General features: G+C 32.3%; 12 protein-coding genes. 1 reads left to right on the top strand and 11 read right to left on the bottom strand.

The window, feature by feature from the left end; all coding sequences use genetic code 11:
* Positions 1-77: 77 nt before the first annotated feature.
* From bglX to KHA90_RS16580, 11 genes are all read right to left on the bottom strand, one after another.
* Positions 78-2,378, bottom strand: a complete 2,301-nt coding sequence (gene bglX, locus KHA90_RS16630) for a beta-glucosidase BglX (RefSeq protein ID WP_213303096.1) — start codon at positions 2,376-2,378, stop codon at positions 78-80.
* Between the two features lie 93 nt (positions 2,379-2,471).
* Positions 2,472-3,185, bottom strand: a complete 714-nt coding sequence (locus tag KHA90_RS16625; protein ID WP_213303094.1) for a carboxylesterase family protein — start codon at positions 3,183-3,185, stop codon at positions 2,472-2,474.
* A 12-nt stretch (positions 3,186-3,197) separates the two neighbouring features.
* On the bottom strand, positions 3,198-4,577 hold the full coding sequence (locus tag KHA90_RS16620) for a glucoamylase family protein (RefSeq protein ID WP_213303091.1): 1,380 nt from the start codon (positions 4,575-4,577) through the stop codon (positions 3,198-3,200).
* Positions 4,578-4,648: 71 nt separating this feature from the next.
* Complete coding sequence (locus KHA90_RS16615) at positions 4,649-6,133, bottom strand: RagB/SusD family nutrient uptake outer membrane protein (RefSeq protein WP_213303088.1); 1,485 nt, start codon at positions 6,131-6,133, stop codon at positions 4,649-4,651.
* A gap of 4 nt (positions 6,134-6,137) precedes the next feature.
* Positions 6,138-9,161: a SusC/RagA family TonB-linked outer membrane protein gene (locus KHA90_RS16610; RefSeq protein ID WP_213303086.1), complete on the bottom strand. Its 3,024-nt coding sequence runs from the start codon at positions 9,159-9,161 to the stop codon at positions 6,138-6,140.
* Positions 9,162-9,405: 244 nt separating this feature from the next.
* Positions 9,406-12,150: a helix-turn-helix and ligand-binding sensor domain-containing protein gene (locus tag KHA90_RS16605; protein ID WP_213303072.1), complete on the bottom strand. Its 2,745-nt coding sequence runs from the start codon at positions 12,148-12,150 to the stop codon at positions 9,406-9,408.
* 94 nt (positions 12,151-12,244) lie between these two features.
* Positions 12,245-13,429 (bottom strand): acetate/propionate family kinase, encoded by a 1,185-nt coding sequence (locus tag KHA90_RS16600; RefSeq protein WP_213303069.1) that lies wholly within the window; start codon positions 13,427-13,429, stop codon positions 12,245-12,247.
* A 179-nt stretch (positions 13,430-13,608) separates the two neighbouring features.
* The gene (pta, locus tag KHA90_RS16595; protein WP_213303066.1) at positions 13,609-15,702 is read right to left on the bottom strand and encodes a phosphate acetyltransferase; all 2,094 of its coding nucleotides are present in this window, start codon (positions 15,700-15,702) and stop codon (positions 13,609-13,611) included.
* Between the two features lie 40 nt (positions 15,703-15,742).
* A complete protein-coding gene (corA, locus tag KHA90_RS16590; RefSeq protein ID WP_213303063.1) occupies positions 15,743-16,813 on the bottom strand; it encodes a magnesium/cobalt transporter CorA in 1,071 nt (356 codons plus the stop codon).
* A 122-nt stretch (positions 16,814-16,935) separates the two neighbouring features.
* On the bottom strand, positions 16,936-17,376 hold the full coding sequence (locus KHA90_RS16585) for a hypothetical protein (protein WP_213303060.1): 441 nt from the start codon (positions 17,374-17,376) through the stop codon (positions 16,936-16,938).
* On the bottom strand, positions 17,366-18,547 hold the full coding sequence (locus KHA90_RS16580; RefSeq protein WP_213303057.1) for an AAA family ATPase: 1,182 nt from the start codon (positions 18,545-18,547) through the stop codon (positions 17,366-17,368). Before KHA90_RS16580 ends, KHA90_RS16585 begins: the two co-directional genes overlap by 11 nt.
* Positions 18,548-19,321: 774 nt before the next feature.
* On the opposite strand from KHA90_RS16580, the gene KHA90_RS16575 reads away from it, so the two are divergent.
* Positions 19,322-20,629 carry a site-specific integrase gene (locus KHA90_RS16575; protein ID WP_213303054.1) on the top strand — a complete coding sequence of 436 codons (1,308 nt, stop codon included), beginning with the start codon at positions 19,322-19,324 and terminating at the stop codon, positions 20,627-20,629.
* The last annotated feature ends 86 nt before the right edge of the window (positions 20,630-20,715 follow it).

Below are 20,715 nucleotides of genomic sequence, written 5' to 3'. Positions count from 1 at the left end.
TTACAAATCATAGACTGAAAACTAAAAAAAAGCCCTCCGTAACCAACACGAAGGGCAATCAATAATCAATAAACCAACTATTTAGTTAACTCAAAACTAACTTTCTTATCGGCATTTGAATTTCCTCCAACGAAAATATCAAACTGTCCAGGTTCTGCTACAAATTGTAAATCACAATTATAAAATTTTAAATCTTCAACTGTGATATCAAAAGTCAAGGTTTGTTTCTCCCCTTTTTCAAGGGTTATTTTTTGGAAATTTTTCAGTTCTCTAACTGGTCTTGTAACGGAGCCAATTAAATCTCTAATGTATAATTGAACCGTTTCTTTACCATCATAGTTTCCTGTATTGGCAACATCAACTGTAACTTTTAATTTTCCGTTTGCATTCATTTTATCAGATGAAATTTTCAGGTTTGAATACTCAAAAGAAGTATAACTTAAACCGAAACCAAATGGAAATAATGGCTCGTTTCTTTCATCAATATAATTAGATCTGAATTTTTCGAATTTACCTTCTGTATTAGAAAGTGGTCTTCCTGTATTTTTATGCGCGTAATAAATTGGTAATTGACCAACGCTTCTCGGAAAAGTTGAAGTCAATTTTCCTGAAGGATTTACATCTCCAAATAAAACATCTGCAATAGCATAACCTGCTTCACTACCTGCAAACCAAACATTTAAAATCGCAGGAACAGTTTCGTTTTCCTCCTTAATTACTAACGGACGACCGTCAAATAAAACTAAAACAACCGGTTTTCCTGTTTTTAGTAATGCATTCAATAAATCTTTTTGAGATTGTGGAATTTCTAAATTTGTACGACTGCTTGATTCTCCACTCATTTCAGCAGATTCTCCAAGAGCGGCAACAATTACATCTGACTGATTGGCTATTTTTAAAGCTTCGGCTAATAATTCTTCTTTTGAGCGAGCATCACGGTGTAAGGTTTTCCCAAACATTGTAGCGTTAGTTTCAAAAGTTTCATCGTAATCTAAGTTGCTTCCTTTTGCGTATAATACTTTCGCAGAAGTTCCGGCTACTTCTTTGATTCCGGCTAAAAGCGAAATTGCATTTTCCATTTTCGTAGCAACACTCCAGGTTCCCGGCATATTTTCTTTGGCATCAGCCAATGGTCCGATTAGAGCAATTGTTCCTGATTTTTTAAGAGGCAAAACCTGACCTTGATTTTTTAATAAAACCAATGATTGTGCAGAAATTGATCTTGCTTCTTTTCTGCTGCTTGCTGTAAAGATTTCAGTTTTTGCTCTATTAGCATCACAATATTTATACGGATCCTGGAATAAACCTAAATCATATTTTGCTTCTAAAATAAGTTTAACAGCATTATCGATTGTTTCGATAGTTACTTTTTTCTCATCCAAAGATTTTTTCAAAGTTCCAAGGAAACCTTCTCCCACCATATCCATTTCAACACCAGCATTTAGAGATAAAGCAGAAACAGCTTGTAAATCGCCCATACCATGCTCGATCATTTCAGGAATTCCTGTAAAGTCAGTTACCACGAAACCTTTAAAACCCCATTGTTTTCTTAAAACATCTGTCATCAACCATTTATTTCCTGTTGCAGGGATTCCGTCCACTTCATTAAAAGAAGCCATAACAGATCCTACACCTGCATCAACAGCAGCTTTGTAAGGAGGGAAATAATCATTGAACATTCTGATATGACTCATGTCAACGGTATTATAATCACGACCTGCTTCTGGCGCACCATATAAAGCAAAGTGTTTTACACAAGCCATAATCGAATTATTTTTTGAAAGATCATGTTGTTGATATCCGTTTACCATTGCAGTTGCAATTCGGCTTCCTAAATACGGATCTTCACCTGAACCTTCAGAAACTCTTCCCCAACGAGGATCACGGGAAACGTCAACCATAGGAGAAAATGTCCAGTTAATACCATCAGCACTTGCTTCCTGTGCTGCGATTTGAGCACTTCTTTCAATTAATCCCATATCCCATGTACAAGATAATCCTAACGGAATTGGGAATGTTGTTTCGTAACCGTGAATAACGTCCATACCAAAAATCAACGGAATTTTCAAACGGCTTTTTTCAACAGCAATTTTTTGTACTTCTCTAATTTTTTGAACGGATTTAATATTGAATAAACCTCCAACTTTACCTTCAGCAATTTTTGTAGCCACGTCAGAACTGTTTGCCTGACCTGTCGTAATATCTCCAGAAGTTGGTAAATTAAGCTGACCTAATTTTTCCTCTAATGTCATTTTCGACAATAATTCTGCTACAAACTCTGATTTTGGTTTAATTTTTACTGTATTCTTAGTGTTCTTTTTCTGGGCAAACCCCAAAAAAGCACATCCTAAAAATAGTAAGACTAATTTGTTTTTCATGTGTATTTAATATTTGTATTTTTAATGGAACATGGAACCGCTATTCTTTATTTTGCTATGATTTGGAATCATTGCGATTTCATTCTATTATCTTTATTTATTCGTATTTGTTTTTATCTGTTTAAACATCCAGTCATAAATTTCAGGATTGTCATAAACTCTTGTCCAGCTATCGTGACCTGCGTCATCAAAAATGGTCAATTGAACATCTTTGGCATTACATTTTTTTAGTTCTTTATAAATGGTAATTGCATAATCTACCTTTACAACATCATCTAATAATCCGTGAAAAATTCTCGTTGGAATATTGGCAATCTTACAGGAACTTTCCAGGGCTATCAAATCAACAAAACCTGAAATTGGTACTATTGCAGCAAACTTATCCGGATATGTAAGTGCTAAATTCCATGCTGCCCAACCGCCTGAACTTAAACCTGTCACATAGATTCTGTTAATATCTATATTATTCTCTTTTTGAATTTTTAATATCAATTTATTAATGGATTCAATATCCCAATTTTCATTTTCTTTGCATTGGGGCGCTAAAACATAAGCATCTAATTGATGTGTTTTAAGATATTTTAAGGGACCGTTAATTTTTACTTTTTCAATATCTGTCCCTTTTTCACCATCGCCTGATATAAAAACTATTAATGGCTTTTTATCTTTTATATTCGCTGGTTTGTGTAATGCATAACCTAATTCATGTTTTACCACGATTTCGGTTTTAATTGTTCCGGTTACTTCAGTTTGCGCAAAACTTATTACCGAAAAAAGTAACATTATTAACCCTGATTTTTCTTTCATTTTGCAATGTTATTAGAAACCATATTTCCCTGATTTAAATCCAAGTTTTACTAAACCTTGCTTTACTTCCGGTGCATTCATAAATAATTTCCACAATAAACCTGTTCGGTAATTTTCGATCATAACAACTTCAGGTCCCTGATCAATTGCTAAATAGCGTTTTGCTACCCAGTTATCATTTCCTAAACTTAAGGCATCATAAAAACCTGCTTCTCCCCAAGTTTTATCTTTATGATTATCATAAAGATTTCTTATCACAGCCATCGATTCTTTTGGTGTATAAACAATAGAACTTATTGCAGCCGTTGGAGAAATTACTTGCTGATCATTACTTGGCATATGAGCATTGTATCCTATTGATCCATCAGGATTTCTGGAATAAGATGCCGATAATCCCCAATAATCCGGTCCGTAACCTTTCACTTTTCCCGGATTTTCTACACAATATTCGTAATTGATTTTTGTCTGGTTAACATTCAAATCCCAATAATTGGCATATTTATCTGTTAATTGGTTTGGATCAAGTCCAACATAAGAATAATGCGCCCAGAATAATGGTCCTCCAAATTCTTCTGCTCCATTATGTTTTAGTACTAAGGGAATATTATATTTTGTTTTAGATGAAACAATTTTACCACTTCTCGCCCAACCTTCATGATACACTTTTGGATCGATTGTGTGTGTTGGCGAAGACGCTGCCAAGACATAAGTTATCAAACATTCGTTATATCCTTCAAGCGGAAAATTCATTTGCCAGTCGTATGTTGGCGACCAATGCCAATACAAAACATTTTTTTTGTTTGTGTACCATTGCCAGTCAACTCCTTTCCAAAGCGCATCATATTTTTGAGCTACCGCTTTCTCATTTTCAGAACCGTCTTTAAGATATTCGCGAACAGTAATGATTCCTGCAACCAAAAATGATGTTTCGACTAGGTCGCCACCATTATCCTTGGTTCCAAAAGGCTTTACTTTTCCGGTATTTCCGTCTATCCAATGTGACCATGCTCCGTGAAAACGATCTGCTTTGCCTAAAAAGTCAGCAATTTTGTTCAGTCTTTCAACTCCTTTTTCCTTTGTAACATATCCTTGTGACATTCCTGAAACAATTGCCATTAATCCAAAACCTGAACCTCCGGTTGTTACTATGTTTGCATCATTTTCAGGATAAACTCCATCCGGATGAAAACGTTCTCTTGCTAATCCCGAATTTGGTTCAGCATAATCCCAAAAATATTTAAATGTTTGTTTTTGAACTGTTGCTAAAAGTTGTTCATCTGTCAATTTTACCGTAGTAACATTTTTTTCTCCTTCATTTTCTTTTGATTTATCCGAATTACCTCCACAACCAAAAAAACTAAAAACTAATAATAAAACTGAAATTCTAACCATTATAAAAAATTTAAAATTGTAATAAATAATCACTCCCTCCCAGAAACTAGAAGGAAGTGATAATAAGAATATTAATTATAACCTGGATTTTGAGAAGACATTCCTTCAGCTATCAAAAGGAATGATGATGGAATTGGGAACAATTCATTTTTACCTACTGTAAATACTCTTCCATTAGGGAAATCTGCGCTCTTATCAGCTGCAAAAGCATCTTTGGCTTGACCTGTTCTAACTAAATCAAAGAATCTGTCAAATTCGAATGCCAACTCAACTCTTCTTTCTTTCCAGATTGCAGTTCTAACTGCTGCTTGAGAAGTTGCCGGAGTATCACCTAAACCAGCTCTGTGTCTGATTACGTTTAACAATGCAATTGCACCTGGTGTCTGAGCTAATTCATTTAAAGCTTCGGCTTTCATTAATAATACTTCAGCGTATCTTAAATATTTGATATTAGCATCTGTTTCCCATGCACTTGTATAGGCAGAAGAATACGCTTTTAGGTTATATCTTGGATTAGGATCGTCTTCACTTAACACAGGAATCTCTCTTCCGTCATATAAAGTTGTACCTCTAAAAATAATTGTCGCATTTTTTCTAACATCTCCAGCTTCATAAGCATTTACTAAACTTTGAGAAGGTTGATTGAATCCCCATCCCCATGCATCACGGGCACCCTGAACATTAGAATATCCTTGAATTCCACGAGCAGCTACAGAACCTACACCATTAATTTCAAAAATAGATTCTCCATCATTTTCTCCTTCAAGTCTAAACATTTTAGCATAATCCGGAGAAATAATATAACCTGTAACTAAATTGGCGTTATCAATTACTTTTTGCCAATTTTTTTGATATAGATTTACTTTTGCTAATAAAGCATACGCGGCTCCTTTAGAAGCTCTTGCTTTTTCATCTGCAGCATATTGTGATTTATTAGGCAACACTGATGCAGCTTCAGTTAAATCTTTTTCGATAAACGCATAAACTTCAGCGGCAGTTTTACGAGTTAACTGCATTGTTTTGTCTTCTGCTGATAATGGAATTTTTGATACGTGATCTACAATTGGCACGCCTCCATAACATTTTACCAGTGTAAAGTACATGAAAGCTCTCAAAAATTTTGCTTCTCCCATTAATCTTTCTCTTAATGCAGGATCAGCTTTATCCAATTTAGGAAGAATAGCTAAAGCCTGGTTACATCTGTTAATCCCATCATAATTTGCATTGAATGTACTTTCTGCAGATGGATTTGATGCATTGTAAGTTAAAGCATCCAAAACATCTTTATCAGTACCTGTATCACTTGGAGTAGAACCTTTGTCTGCATCATCAGATGTAATGCTGGCTAATCCAATCCATCCAAATGAACTCATATCCCAGTCTAAAAATTTACTGTAAATTGAGGTAACAAATGTTTTTGCCCCGTTGTCATTGTTAAACAATTCGATATCATCTGTAGAAATAGTCTCAGTTTGCTTAACATCCAGATAATCATCAGCACATCCTATAAAAGTAAATGCCGATAAAACAAAGATTGATATATATATCTTTTTCATAATATTAAAATTTTAAATTAGCACCAATTACAAATGATCTTAATGTTGGGTAAGCATCCAATTCTACACCTTGTGTTCCGTAAGGATTACCATCTCCATTTAACTCAGGAGAGAAACCAGAATATTTCTGTGTAATAAACGGGTTAATAGCATTAAGATAAATTCTGCAAGAGCTAATAAATTGATCTTCTTTAAGAGGAAGTTTGTATCCTATTGTGATATTGTTGATTCTAAAGAAATCTGCAGATTCCATATAATAAGTTGAAGCAACAGGAACAGTGTTAAATGGTCTTGGATTTGGTGATGTTGTATTTGTAGGCGTCCAATAATCATTTGTCATAGAAGCTTCAATATTTTCACCTCCAAAACGCTGTGCTTTTTTACCATTATATACTTTTGCTCCACCAGTACCATATCCGTCAACTGAGAAATCAATGCTTTTGTAAACCAATCCTAGAGAAATTCCGTAGTTAGCTTTTGGCAAAATTGATCCTGTATATTTTTTATCAGCTGTTGCAGATAGAGCGTCCTGAGTTACTTTATCACCCGCAGCATTATAATAAAGCATGTTTCCATTTGCTGCATCTACACCTGCATACTCATAAAGATAAAAACTACCTAATGGCTGGCCAATTGAATTATTGTATAACAATTTAGTGTCTTGACCATTTCCTAAATTACCTCCAATTACCTGAGATAATGAAACATCTTTTAAACTTGTAAGTTCATTTTTGTTATGAGAGAAGTTCCCTCCAACCCAGTAGCTTAAATTGTCCGTAATTTTATCATCCCAACGTAATGCGATTTCATAACCTTTGTTTGAAACTTCACCAACATGAGAAGGAGAAGCAGTAGTAATTCCAGAAGTTGGATAAGGTTTTACATATAAAATTACGTTATCTGTATTTTTGTTATAAACATCAAACGATCCTTTTAATTTGCTGCCTAAAAATTCGAAATCTACACCCGCAGAAGATTCTTCAGTAATCTCCCATGTTAAAGTAGGATCAATTTGAGAAGTGATACTTGTTCCTTCATTTAAAATTGAACCTCCTAAATAACTATTTAATCCAGAATTATAGCTTTGACTATTTAATGGTACATTTTGGTTACCCAATTTACCCCAGCTTCCTCTTAATTTGATTAAATCAACTCCTTTAATATCTGACAAGAAACTTTCTTTAGTCATAATCCACCCAAGACCTACAGATGGGAAAGTTCCCCAACGATAATCTTTTGCAAAGTTTGAAGATCCGTCACGTCTAATAGTTCCAGTTACTAAATATCTGTCCATTAATTTGTATTGAAAACGTCCAAAATAAGAAGCTAACTTACTTTCGTTGAATACAATATCTTGTAAATTTGTAACAGTACCTGAGTAATCTACACCTTTTGCATCCGTTGCATTATATAAAGACCAATAGTTAGAATCAGGACTTACATTTTTTCTGGTGATTACTAATTTTTCTCTTGGTCCTTTTACAGAAGTTTCAATACCTGCTGTTAATTCAACATCATGAATTTGAGCAAATACTTTATTATAAGTCAAATAATTAGACAAGTTCCAGTTAAAATACTGCTCTCTGCCTCTAGTCAATAAATTGATAGGATCAGTACTTGAATAATCTGCATCTTTACGAGTTGGATTAGCTGCTAACCAACTATTTTTACTATCCTCGAAATTATAATTTTTCCAACTATAGTATTCACCATTAAATTGTGAAGTAAACTTTAAACCTGTTACGATTTCATAATCCAATTTCAAACCTCCTTGAAGCGTAGTACTTCTTTGTTCTTCGTTATAAAAATCTAATTGTGCTACAGGATTACCAACATTGTTAAATGAAGTACCTGTTGGGCTTGCTACTCCGCTTGCATCTGCAAAAGGTGCTCCATATTGTCCATTTGCAAAACGAACGGGAACAATTGGTGATTGCTTGTATGCATTTGTAAACGCACCTAATGGTTTAGGTGTAGAATTAGCCGATGTAAAGCTAAAATTCTGATTTAAAGTAACTTTTTTAGAAAGTTTAAATTCATTATTATTTCTAAAACTTGTACGGCTATAATCTAAGCCGTTAAGAACTGCCTTTTCCTCATAGTTACCCGCACTAAAAAAGTATTTAACGTTTTCTGAAGCTCCAGAAATAGAAATGTTGTTTTGAGTGTAAGTACCTGTTCTTGTTATTTCATCAAACCAATTTGTATTAACAGGCTGGTTAGTTGAGAATTTGTTTGTTCCTAAAGAAGCATTAGTATATGTAGCATATTGATTAGCATCAGCCATCTTTACTTTCTTAAGCGGTGTTCTAATACCTCCAAAGCTTTCCACTTCTACAGAAATCTTATCTCCTTTACCTTTTTTAGTAGTAATAATAATAACTCCGTTTGCAGCTCTTGTACCATAAATAGCAAGAGATGAAGCATCTTTAAGAATTTCGTACGATGTAATATCGTTTGTATTAATATTATTGATGTTTTCTGTTGGCATTCCATCAACAATATATAAAGGATTTCTTCCTCCTAAGGCAGTTCCTAAACCCCTAATAACTACAGAAGGCGTACTACCTGGAACATCTGACGAAGTTACCTGAACCCCGGCAGCTTTACCCTGAATTGCCTGAGAAGCATTTAATACTTTTGTTCTTGTAACATCCTCAGCTTTAAGCGAAGTAATTGCAGAAGTATTATCTATTTTCTTTCTTGTTCCGTACCCTATAACAACTACTTCTTTTAATGCTGTATCACCAGCTTCTTTTAATGTAATTGACATTGGAGCTGTAGTTGCAGGTATTGAAACAGAATCAAAACCCAGCATTGAGACTTTTAAAGTCTCACCCTCTTTGGCATTTATTGTAAAATTTCCGTCGAAATCAGCATCAGTTGAAGTTCTGGAATTTGAAGCACTAATTACTGCTCCCGGAATTCCCAATCCACTACTGTCTACTACTTTTCCTTTAATTGCTTGTCCAGACATGTAAGCCGGAAGTAGCAAAAGTGCTAAAAAGCTAAAAATAAAATTTTTCATACAGTTTGTAATCGTTTAAGTTAGTAGAGCCAAATTAAACAATTACAACGTTGTAGTACATCATTTATCACTACAACATAGCTACATCATTATGTTAAATTATTAATGTATAATAATGAAAATCAATGTTATAAATGTTAATTTATTTATATTAACATAACGTTATGATGTAGTAATGATGTATTAGAATTATGTAAAAAATGATGTGTAAAAATATAATATCTTTAAAATATAAATACGAATCTTACAGACTTAATAAAAATTTTGAAAGATTCTCGTCCTGAGACAGCTCTAACTTCTTTCTTAGGCGATATCGGTGTAGTTCGACGCCTCTAAAAGAGATATTCATCATGGGTGCAATCTCTTTTGAAGAGAGATTCATTTTAAGATAAATGCACAATTTTATATCTTTTGGAGTAAGATTTGGATATTTTTTTGAGAGATTAATAATAAACTCATTGTGAATCTGATTTAAATTTGTTTCAAATATCTCCCACTCGTGTTTATTGACTTCATTTATCTTGATTGCTTTCTTAATTTCACTTTTTAGCTTATTAAAATCTTTTTCAGAATCAAGAATGCTTTGAATATTATCAATCATTTCACTTTGCTTTGCAATCGATAATGATTTACCTGCAACTTCAGAAGATTTTGTTTGCAATTCCAGTTCCAGAATATGCTTTTGATATTCCTGAACATTCAGTTCATTTTCTGCTTTCAGTTCCATTTCAAGAATTTCCCGTTGATGCTTCAATTCTTCAGCCTGCAGTTTTAATTTTTGCATATAGCGAAGTTTGTTCCATTTATAATAAAAAAATAGAACTGCTCCTACTATTAGTATGTACAACAAAACCATCCAGAAAGAAAAATACCAGGGCTCTGCAACTTTAAAATCAAAACCTGAAACTTTTTCATAACTTGCTCCGTCATGTTTATATATCAAAATAGAATGATTACCGCTATTTAAATTATTCAGAACAATTAATCCGTTTGAAATTTGAATGAAATCTGAGTTTTTATCGAGTTTGTAAAATAAATTGGGTTTACTTGCGCCATAAATTCCAGAGATTACATTTATTTTAAGTTCGGTATTGTATTTAATTTTAGAGTCAGTTTCAACTAAATTTCCGGCGTTAAAGGCTTCGATTTTTACATCCGAATTCTGCTTATTTTCATATTTTAACTGAAGAGAAATAAATCCATCATCCAGATTTAGCAAATAATGATTTTCGGTTTTAAAAATTCTTAAATTATCATTGATCAATGTTCCTTTATAATATTTTTCCTGAATAATATTCCACACAAATTTGTTTCCGTTTGCCTGAATATGGTATAAAATTCCATTTTGAAGAACCATAAAGTGATCTTCATCAATATTTACAACATCGCTTATATTTTTGAAATTAAGATTGAAAAGTTCATTTTCCTGAAGTTTGTTCGTTATAGAATTATAGGTATACCAGGAATTGTTAATTAAAAAAAGTATCTCATTTCTAAATTCAAAAATTTTAACTCCAAAATCATTTTTAATTTTGCTTTGCTGCGTAATATTCTCAACCTTTTTAGTTTTAAAATTATCATCGTATAGAACGCGATACAATCCGCGATAATTATCTGCTGCCCAAATTTCATTCTTTTTATTCTGAGCCACATATTTTATTGGTTTCGAAAGATCCTGAATTTTTTTGTTTTGAGTAAGTTGAGAAATATCATCGTAAACCAAAACACCACTGTAAGTAGATTGAAAATAAGTGTTATTTATGATACTTTTAGACAAATTCCAACCGCCGTTGATATTATTTATTTTTGACAAAGAGCCATTTTCATAACAAAATGTACCATCGTTATGCCCAATAATATATTTGTTACCAATTTTAGTAATATTCCACGCTTGTCCTTGTGTATTGGGCATCATGTGAAATTTACCTGAATCAAATTCAAAAACACCGTGATTTGAAGCTATTAAATAACCTTTATTAGTTGTTGCAACTGAATAAACAGAACCCAAAAGTCCTGAATTATCGTAAAAAAATGATATTGGAGAATTTACCTCAACATGGGCAATTCCGTTATCTAAGCCCAGCCACAAATCATTTTCTTTATCAGAACCAATGCTTAAAATGGAGTTATTCATTAAAACATTATTCCTATCTATATTTTTATAGGTATTTGTAGTAAAGTCGTATATAAAAAGACCTCTATTACCGGTTCCTATTGCCAGTTTATTATTTTTAATAAATTTAGCGACATTAATAGTCGCGTCTTTCAGAGTTTCATTTAATGGATTGTTCCAAGGTCTTAAACCATTTTTTTCTACAATAAAAATTCCTTTTTTCTGAGTAAAAATATAAGTTTTGTTCTGATACTTTTCAATGGCATGAACTACAGTATTTTTTAAGATATTCCAGCCTTTTGGATTCGTGATTTTTGAACCGTTTAATCTAAAAAGACCTTTTTCTACAGAGGCAACGTAAACATTTTTATCAACTACAAAACAATACGATATTAAAAAAGGAAATTTAATTTTTTGAATATGTTTTCCATCGTAAATAAAAATATCATTGAAGGACTGAAAATAAATAGAGCCGTTAAACCTGAAAATCTTCCAAATTTCCTCATTGTCTTTTTCATCAAATAATCTTAAATTTTTAGTAATAGAAACATAATGCATTTGACCATCTTTCCTGTACCAATAACCAAATTCCTTATAAGAACCGGAATAAATTTTATCTCCTTCGATCATAATCGAGCGGATGATGGTTTTATTGGGTAATGTGTATTTTTCCCACATCACACCATCGTATCGCAATAGATAGTGATTATTAGCAAAATACATGGCGTTATCTTTTCCCTGAGAAACATTCCATATTTGATTGTCTCCCTGGTAATCTGATTTATTATAATTTTCTACGAAAGGAAGTAATTCTTGCGCTTGTATTTGTGAAGCAATGAAAAAGAAGAAAAGAAGTTTTAAAAGTATCGATTTCAAAATATTCGGATTTATATTCAAAGGTACTGACAAATATTTAATCTGAAAACATAAAAAACTCCTCGATTGAGGAGTTTTATAAAGTAAACTATCTTTAATTTTGAAGTAACTGATATACCTGATTTGCTATTTCATATTCTTCATCTGTTGGTATAACTAAAACTTTTGTTTTTGAATTTGGTTTGCTTATTTCTCTAATTTCCTTAGAGCGAATTTGATTTTTTTCTTCATCTAATTCAATTCCAAAATAATCCATATTTGTACAAACCAGCTGACGCATATAAGATGAATTTTCGCCAATTCCGGCAGTAAAAATAATAGCATCTAAACCGTTTAAAGCTGCTGCGTATGAACCAATAAATTTTCTAATTCTGTAAGCATTCATTAATAAAGCTAATTCACAATCTTTATTGCCTTTTGCTGCTTCTGATTCAATATCGCGTAAATCGCTATAGCCTGTAAGACTAAGCATTCCGCTTTGCTTTAGTAAAATCGAATTAACTTCATCAGCAGAATATCCAAGGTTTTTAACCATATAAAAAATCACCGACTGATCAATATCTCCCGCGCGAGTTCCCATTATTAAGCCATTTGCCGGAGAAAAACCCATTGTATGATCAATACTTTTTCCATCTTTAATTGCAGTCATACTACAACCGTTTCCTAAGTGGATTGTAATTATTTTCGAACTTTTTTCTAAAGTTTCAATTGCTTTTTCAGAAACATATTTGTGACTTGTTCCATGAAAACCGTAAACTCTAACTTTATTTTCGGTTAATAGATAATTCGGAATAGCGTATTTATTGGCTTCAACAGGAATTGTCTGATGAAAAGCGGTATCAAAAACAGCCACTTGTTTTGCCGTTGAAAAAATTTCTTCGGCAACATTTATTCCAACTAAATGCGCCGGATTATGCAATGGAGCCAATTCTGAAAGTTCTTTGATTTTTTCTTTAACTTCTTCAGTAATAATTGTAGTATCAGAAAAATAACTTCCGCCATGCACCACGCGATGTCCTACTGCTCCAATTTCTGAATTTGACTTTATAACTCCTTTTTCAGGATCTAAAAGCATTTCAGCTGCTTTTTGCAAACCTACTTTATGCGTAGGAATTGGCAATATTTCTTCTATTGAATTTGTGGCGGTTTTAAAGGTAATATTTGAAGTTTCCAACCCAATTCTATCGATCATACCAGAACAAATTACTTCATTTGTTGGCATAATCATTAATTGATATTTTATTGATGAACTTCCTGAGTTTATAATTAATATTTTCATTTTTTTAAAGTTGCTAAGATGCTGAGTATGTAAGTTGCTAAGTTTTTTTAAATTTATTTTATATATAACTAAATTGAACGCGGATAAAACGGATTCGCTATCGCGAAGACACGGATAAAAACGGAATTTTTAAGTAATAATTCATAACGCAAAACTCATAATTAATAATTCACAATTAATTAAAGTCCCTGCGCCTGAATCGCTGTAATTACCACCGTATTTATAATATCATCTACTGTACAACCACGGCTTAAATCATTTACCGGCTTGTTTAAACCTTGTAACATTGGTCCAATTGCTAATGCTCCAGTTTCTCTTTGTACGGCTTTATAAGTATTATTTCCTGTGTTTAAATCGGGAAAAATAAGTACGCTCGCCTGCCCTGCTACTTCAGAATCTGGCATTTTACTTTTTCCAACTACTTTATCTACGGCGGCATCATACTGAATTGGTCCTTCAATTTTTAAATCGGGACGTTTTTGTTTTACAATTTCGGTTGCGGCCCTTACTTTATCTACTTCATCTCCTTTTCCAGATGCTCCGGAAGAGTAAGAAAGCATGGCTATTTTTGGTTCTATTCCAAAAGCCGAACTTGATTCAGCCGATGAAATAGCAATTTCTGCCAGTTGCTCTGCCGTTGGGTTTGGATTAATCGCACAATCTCCAAAAACAGAAACCCTGTCTTCTAAACACATAAAAAACACGGATGAAACTACAGATGAATTTGGTTTTGTTTTAATGAATTGCAATGCGGGCAAAATAGTATGTTGCGTAGTATGTGCAGCTCCGGAAACCATTCCGTCAGCGTGACCTTTGTACACCATCATTGTACCAAAATATGACACATCTTCCATTAAATCCCTTGCCATTGTAATACTTACATTCTTCGCTTTTCTAAGTTCGTAATACGTATTCGCATAATCCTCATAAAGCTCAGATTCTTTTGGATTAATAATGTTTACTTTCGAAAAATCAAAGGTGATTCCAAGTTCAGCAACTTTACTTTCTATTTGTTTTTTATCGCCAATTATAGAAATATCAACTACATCCATATCTAACAATCTTGAAGTAGCCATGATAATTCTATCATCATTTCCTTCTGGCAATACAATATGCTTACGATGCTGTTTTGCTCTTTGCACCATATTATACTGGAACATTTTTGGCGTCATTCCTTCAGGCACAAAAGTGATTAATCGCTCAGATAAATCATCAATTGCAACATATTTTTCAAAAGTACTTATTGATGTTTCTATCTTATGCGTGTTATTTGCGTAGATTTCTGATCTGATAGAACCAATTTTATTAGTTATACTATACGTTCCGCCATCAACAGCAATAATTGGAACAATAGCAGAAAGTCCTTCAATTAACTTTAAAATACTATCCTCAGGAATAATATTTCCTGTAAGGATAATTCCTGAAATAGTTGGATAATTAACAGATTCATTGGCTTGCAAAGCGCCTAAAATAATATCTGAACGATCTCCGGGAGTAATTACTAAAGCATTATCATTTAAGTGAACCAGATAATTGTGTAATTGCATTGCACCTACACTAAAATGACCAATTTCATTGTTTAAATATGCACTTCCAAATAGTACTTTTGCACCAAGCTGATTTACAATTTCCTGCATCGTAGGATTATTTAAACTCGAAATCAACGGAATTGTATTAATCAAAACATTTGAAGGTAAGCTTTTTTGCAATCCCTGTGTTACCAATTCTATGTTTTCAAACTGAACTTTATTAGCAATTACTGACAAAACCTCAACATCTTTTACTTTAAATGAATCGTAGATTAAATAAAGGCTGTCAACTAATTCTTCTAATGTTTTACCAACTCCGGAACCTATAATTATTGTTGGAATCCCGAGGTTTTTTGCAATCAAAACATTCAAATCTAATTCTATCGAAGTTCCTTCGCCTGTAAAGCTGGTTCCTTCTACTAAAACAAAATCAAAGCGTTGTTCTAGTTTTTTATATTTTTCGATAATTAAATCTAAAACATCCCCTATTTTTCCTTTATTCTTCTTCTTGATAAGTTTACTTTTTGTAATGGCATAAGCATCTTCAAACTTAATATCAAGATTAAAATAAGACAAAACTGTTTCTATATGATTGTCTGATTCTCCATCTACAAAATCTTCTATAATAGGTCTAAAATATCCTACTTTAGCCGTTTTACCAATCAAAATACTCATTAAACCGAGGGTAATAATCGATTTTCCGCTATTTTGATCGCTTGTGGCTATGTATATTGCTTTACTCATAATTTATATTTTGAACTTATGTTTAAATTGTATAATAACGCTAAAACCAGCGTCTTTTTTTGAAATAGATAATCAATGCTACAACTAATAAAACCATGCCGCCCATGACAATAAAATAGCCATTTCTCGCTTTTAGTTCCGGCATATATTCGAAGTTCATTCCGTAAACTCCAACAATAAAAGTAAGTGGAATAAATATGGCCGAAATGATGGTCAGCGTTTTCATAATCTCATTCATTTTCCTGCTTTGTTCTGAAAAATAAAAATTTGAAGCACTTTCTAATGAACTCATATCCGAATCAATTTGTTCTAAAAGCTCTAAACTTTTTTGATGTAATCTTATGAAAAAACTGAAAGTTTCTTTTTCAATACCGTTATAAGTATCATCGTCTTTTATCGTTTTTAAATAATACAAAGAATCACGAAGCGGAATAATAGAACGTTTTAAAAAATTAAAATTATCGCGATGGTTTTCAATTTTTTCTAAAATTACAGGATCAGCACCTTTCTTAGTCAAATTGATTAGTTCTTCAATTTTATCTTCTTCATCTTCAATCGTAATGTAAAAGTTTTCCATTACGGCATCTAATAATAAATAAAGTAAATAATCTACTTTTTTAGTTCTTACAATTCCCGCATGAGTGCGAAGACGCTCTCGAATATGGGTAAAAAAATCACTTCTCTTTTCCTGAAACGAAATCAAAATTCCATCTTTCAGAATAAAACTAATTTGCTCTACGCTTATATTATCTGAATATTCTGAAGGTAAAAGTGATTTTATATTAAAAAATAAAATGTCTCTTTGCTCTTCAAGCTTCGTTCTTTTGGTTGTATTTAAAATATCTGCTAATAAAAAATCGTCCAGTTTAAAATGTGCACCAATTGTTTTAATTAAATTAATATCATTTAGTCCGTGAATGTTCAGCCAGTTATTTTTAGTATAATCGATACAAGTATTTAATGCTAAAACAGTAAATTTCTCATATTCAATTACATCTGCATCATTATATACAAAAAGCTGCATCTCGGTTTCGAGCTCTTTTTGTGAGCCTGTATACTCTAAAGTGATATGCTGAAGCTTTCGCCCTTTCTTGTATTTTATCTTTCTCATTCAAAAATATTTTCAATAGTAATATTACGAAAAAGAATCTGAATGCGAAATGACATTTGTCATTTTGTAAATAAACATATTCATAAAAACCATAAAAAAAACCGACTCATATCTGAATCGGTTTACTTCGGGACATATTTACATTGTACACTTTTAATTTCTAAAATCCGTCCATGTTTTTTTGCAAAAGCTTGCTTTAAATTATTTGTTTCAGCACTAGATAATGGATTTCGAGAGCTAACAATAAATCCGAATCTTTTCTCTTTAGAAACTTTAACAATAGTTGATTCAAAAATATTTATTGTGCTAATTATTTGCTCAACGGCAATTTTAACGTCTTTTCCTTTTAATTCTACAAAATAAAATTCGTCATTGGAATGTCTAACAAATCCAAAATCACATTTCTGAACTTTTTTCGACGGAATTAAATAATCATCAATTCTTATTTTTGTGAAATCTTCATTAGAAACAATTTCAAATCTCTTTCCATTCTCAGAAGCTACTTTACTTTTTGAACAACAATCTTGATGTGCTTCAATCAATTCATCAAAACTATTGTGCATATCGTAACTCTGTTAATTTATCAAATTCCTCAGAAATAATATCTGAAACCCTATCAATTGCATTTGTATCAATACTTCTGAATTCTTCATTTTTAATTGAATATACTTTTCCATCATTTCTCACTTCATAAACAGAAATATCATCATAATCTAACCACTTTTTTTCAAAAACGACTTTACTAATCTCTTCTTTTAAATTTGAGTGTTCATTAAATGTATTTTTTGCTAATAACAAAGTATCTAATGCTGAAAGGATATAAGGACTATGAGTCGTAATAACTAAATTATGATTTGTAATGTTTATACTTTGTATTAAATAATCAATTAATTTTTTTTGTTTTATTGGAAATAAATTCAATTCTGGCTCTTCAATCAAAATTGTCTTGGTAAGATTATTATTGTAATTAATTTCATATTCAAAAACTAATAACAGAGGTAGTAATGACTGGATTCCACTTGAAGTCTGACTCAAAATATATTCATTGTCTTCAATTGTTATATAATCAGATTCATTTTCCCATTTATATTTAATGCCAAATGATTCAAAATAAAGCTCTTTTACTTCCTTTCTAGCCACTTCATATCTAGCAGAAAAATCTTTAAAGCAATTAGGCAATGCCACGTTATTTGCCCACAAACCTGAAATGGATGAGCTAAGCATAGAAACTAAAATTCTTTCAGCAGGAATATATATTGGTAATGAATGGGGTAGTTTCTTATTTAAACTAATAAAATCTTTAAGAATTCCTTTTAATTCATCTATTTCTTTAGATGCATGGTTATCTTGGTTTTTTAAAATTTCATTTATTCTATTACTGATCTCTATCAATGAATCTTTTTTTATTTTCTCAGCATCATCATTAAGAACCAACAACACATTATCATGATACACTTCTAATTCCCTATTAGATACTGTAATTTTCAATTTATTATTAATGTATTCAAATGAAGATTTTTTAAAACTAAAATCAATATTATAATGAATAAAAAGTTTACGCAACTCTTCAAGCCTATCAGCTCCAAAAGTTAAATCATTATCTCTAAAAATCGAAATCAACTTCGCCAAAACACTTTTTCCAGTAGAAGTATCGCCAATAAAAACTATATATTTTGTTAAGTCTATTTCAGCTTCTTTTATAGGACCAAAATTTTTAACTATTAACTTTTCCATTTCTTATTTTAAAATTACAATGTAAATATAAATAAAAAAACCGAGTCATTTCTGACTCGGTTTTTCAATATTTATAAAAGAAAGTAAATTATTTTACTTCTTCAAAAATAACAATAACTGACTATCAATACATTACATACAAATGATACAAATATGGAACAAAGTAATTTTTTATTTCACAAAACAACATATTTCTTTCTGAAAGGCAATCATTTTTAAACTCTATTAGAGACAGACTTAATTTCTGGATAAACTAAGTTTTTTTAATTAGAAAGAAATTCTCCTTGATCATTAAAAAGGTGATATCTCTCATTTTTTATGTTTTCTAAAATCTTACTATTACATTCATTATGCTCTATCAGCGCTGAAACATAGTGATGCAATAAAAGGATGCATCATTCCAAGTAAAGCCATATTAACATCTTTAACAGGTTAAATTGATCCTCGTAGGTTTCAATACTGCTCTCCCCACGGAAAGGCCGAAAAGCCAGAAAACTGTAAGTTTTCAATCTTTTCAAAAAGCCTTAAAAAATGTCTTAAAGCCAGTAAATCCGATGATTTACTGGATTTTTTGCTTTATTGCCTGTTTTCAATATTTATAAATGCTCACAAAATTAAAGGTGCAGAATCGGTGCACTTTCCGGCGCACTTTCCGGCGCACAGAAAAGTGCACCAGAAACAGCAAAAATCCCTTACTTTATAGGGGTTAACGAGATTAACGACTTGATTTGAAAGTGATATTATTCTACATTTATTAATTTAAAAAGTAGGATTATGTTGGAAAGCAGTTTTGGTTTGGGATTCTTTTTAAAAAGACCCAAAATAGAAAGTAGAGAATGGATCGTATATTTCAGAATAACTGTTGACGGTATCCGTAAGGAAGGTTCAACTAAGAGAAGATGGGATAATACACGATGGGATCAAAGGTTCGAAAGAGCGGTCGGATCAAAGGAAGATGCAAAGTCGCTGAACTTCTTTTTGGATTCGCTGACTTTAAAAATCAATGAAATCAAAACCGAAATGATGTACAGCGGCAAAACCATAACCGCTGAGAAAATTATGGACGAGGTTCTGGGAAGGACAGGGCCAAAGATTAAGGTGCTCGAAGAATTTCAAAAGCATAACGATGAAATGCAGGCGCTTCTTGGAAAAGGCTATGCAAAAGGCACCCTTGACCGGTTTACCATCACTAAAAACCATTTGACAGCGTTTATAAAATTCAAGCTTAAAAAGAACGATCTTGAATTTGCGGATCTGAATCTTGAGTTTGTCAAGGACTTTGAATTTTATCTTAGAACTGTCCGCGACTGCAGCAACAACACCACCCTAAAGTATATTGCAAATTTCAAAAAGATTGTAATCCGCGCCATCGATAAGGAAATAATCACAAAGGACCCATTTAAGAACTTTAAGGGACGTAAAACAAAACTGGTAAAAAAACCACTCACCGCACAGGAATTGTACGAACTTGAAAGTCATTATTTCACAACGGACAGGCTCAATGTCGTAAGGGATGTATTTGTCTTCCAATGCTACACTGGCCTGGCTTACATAGACGCTTATCAATTAAAGAGAACTGATATAAAGAAAGGAATTGACGGCAATCTGTGGATAATGTCTGAAAGACAAAAAACCAATTCTTCATTTAATGTCCCTCTGCTTCCTCAGGCACTAAAAATAATTGAAAAGTATAAAGACCACCCGCTCTCTATTCAGCGTGGCACGGTACTGCCCGTTTCTTCAAATCAGAAAATGAACGAATATCTGAAAGAAGTTGCAGTTTTATGCGGATTTCCTTTTACGCTCAACACGCATATGGCCCGCCGAACTTTTGGAAGCACGGTAACTCTCAATAACAATGTTCCAATAAATGTCGTAAAGGAACTACTCGGCCATGCATCGGTAAAACAGACCGAGGCTTATGCCATAACAGAGCAGGCAACAATCGGACGTGAAATGTCCATTCTGAATAAAAAGCTCAACAAAACCGCTTCAAAGATTTCAAAACCCGATTTAGCGGTTCTGGGAAGACTTGAAAAAGAAATCCAGGCAATCAAAAAGAAATACAACATTTCTTCGTGATAAATAATTTTAAAATATCTTTAAACTTAAAAGAGGCTATCTCAAATATTTTGAGATAGCCTCTTTTTACACAACTTAACTTCGCT

This window comes from Flavobacterium psychroterrae (assembly GCF_018380615.1).
Lineage (GTDB): Bacteria > Bacteroidota > Bacteroidia > Flavobacteriales > Flavobacteriaceae > Flavobacterium > Flavobacterium psychroterrae.
The sequence above is the reverse complement of the archived record's forward strand: the minus strand, read 5'-3'. Positions and strand labels throughout refer to the sequence as shown.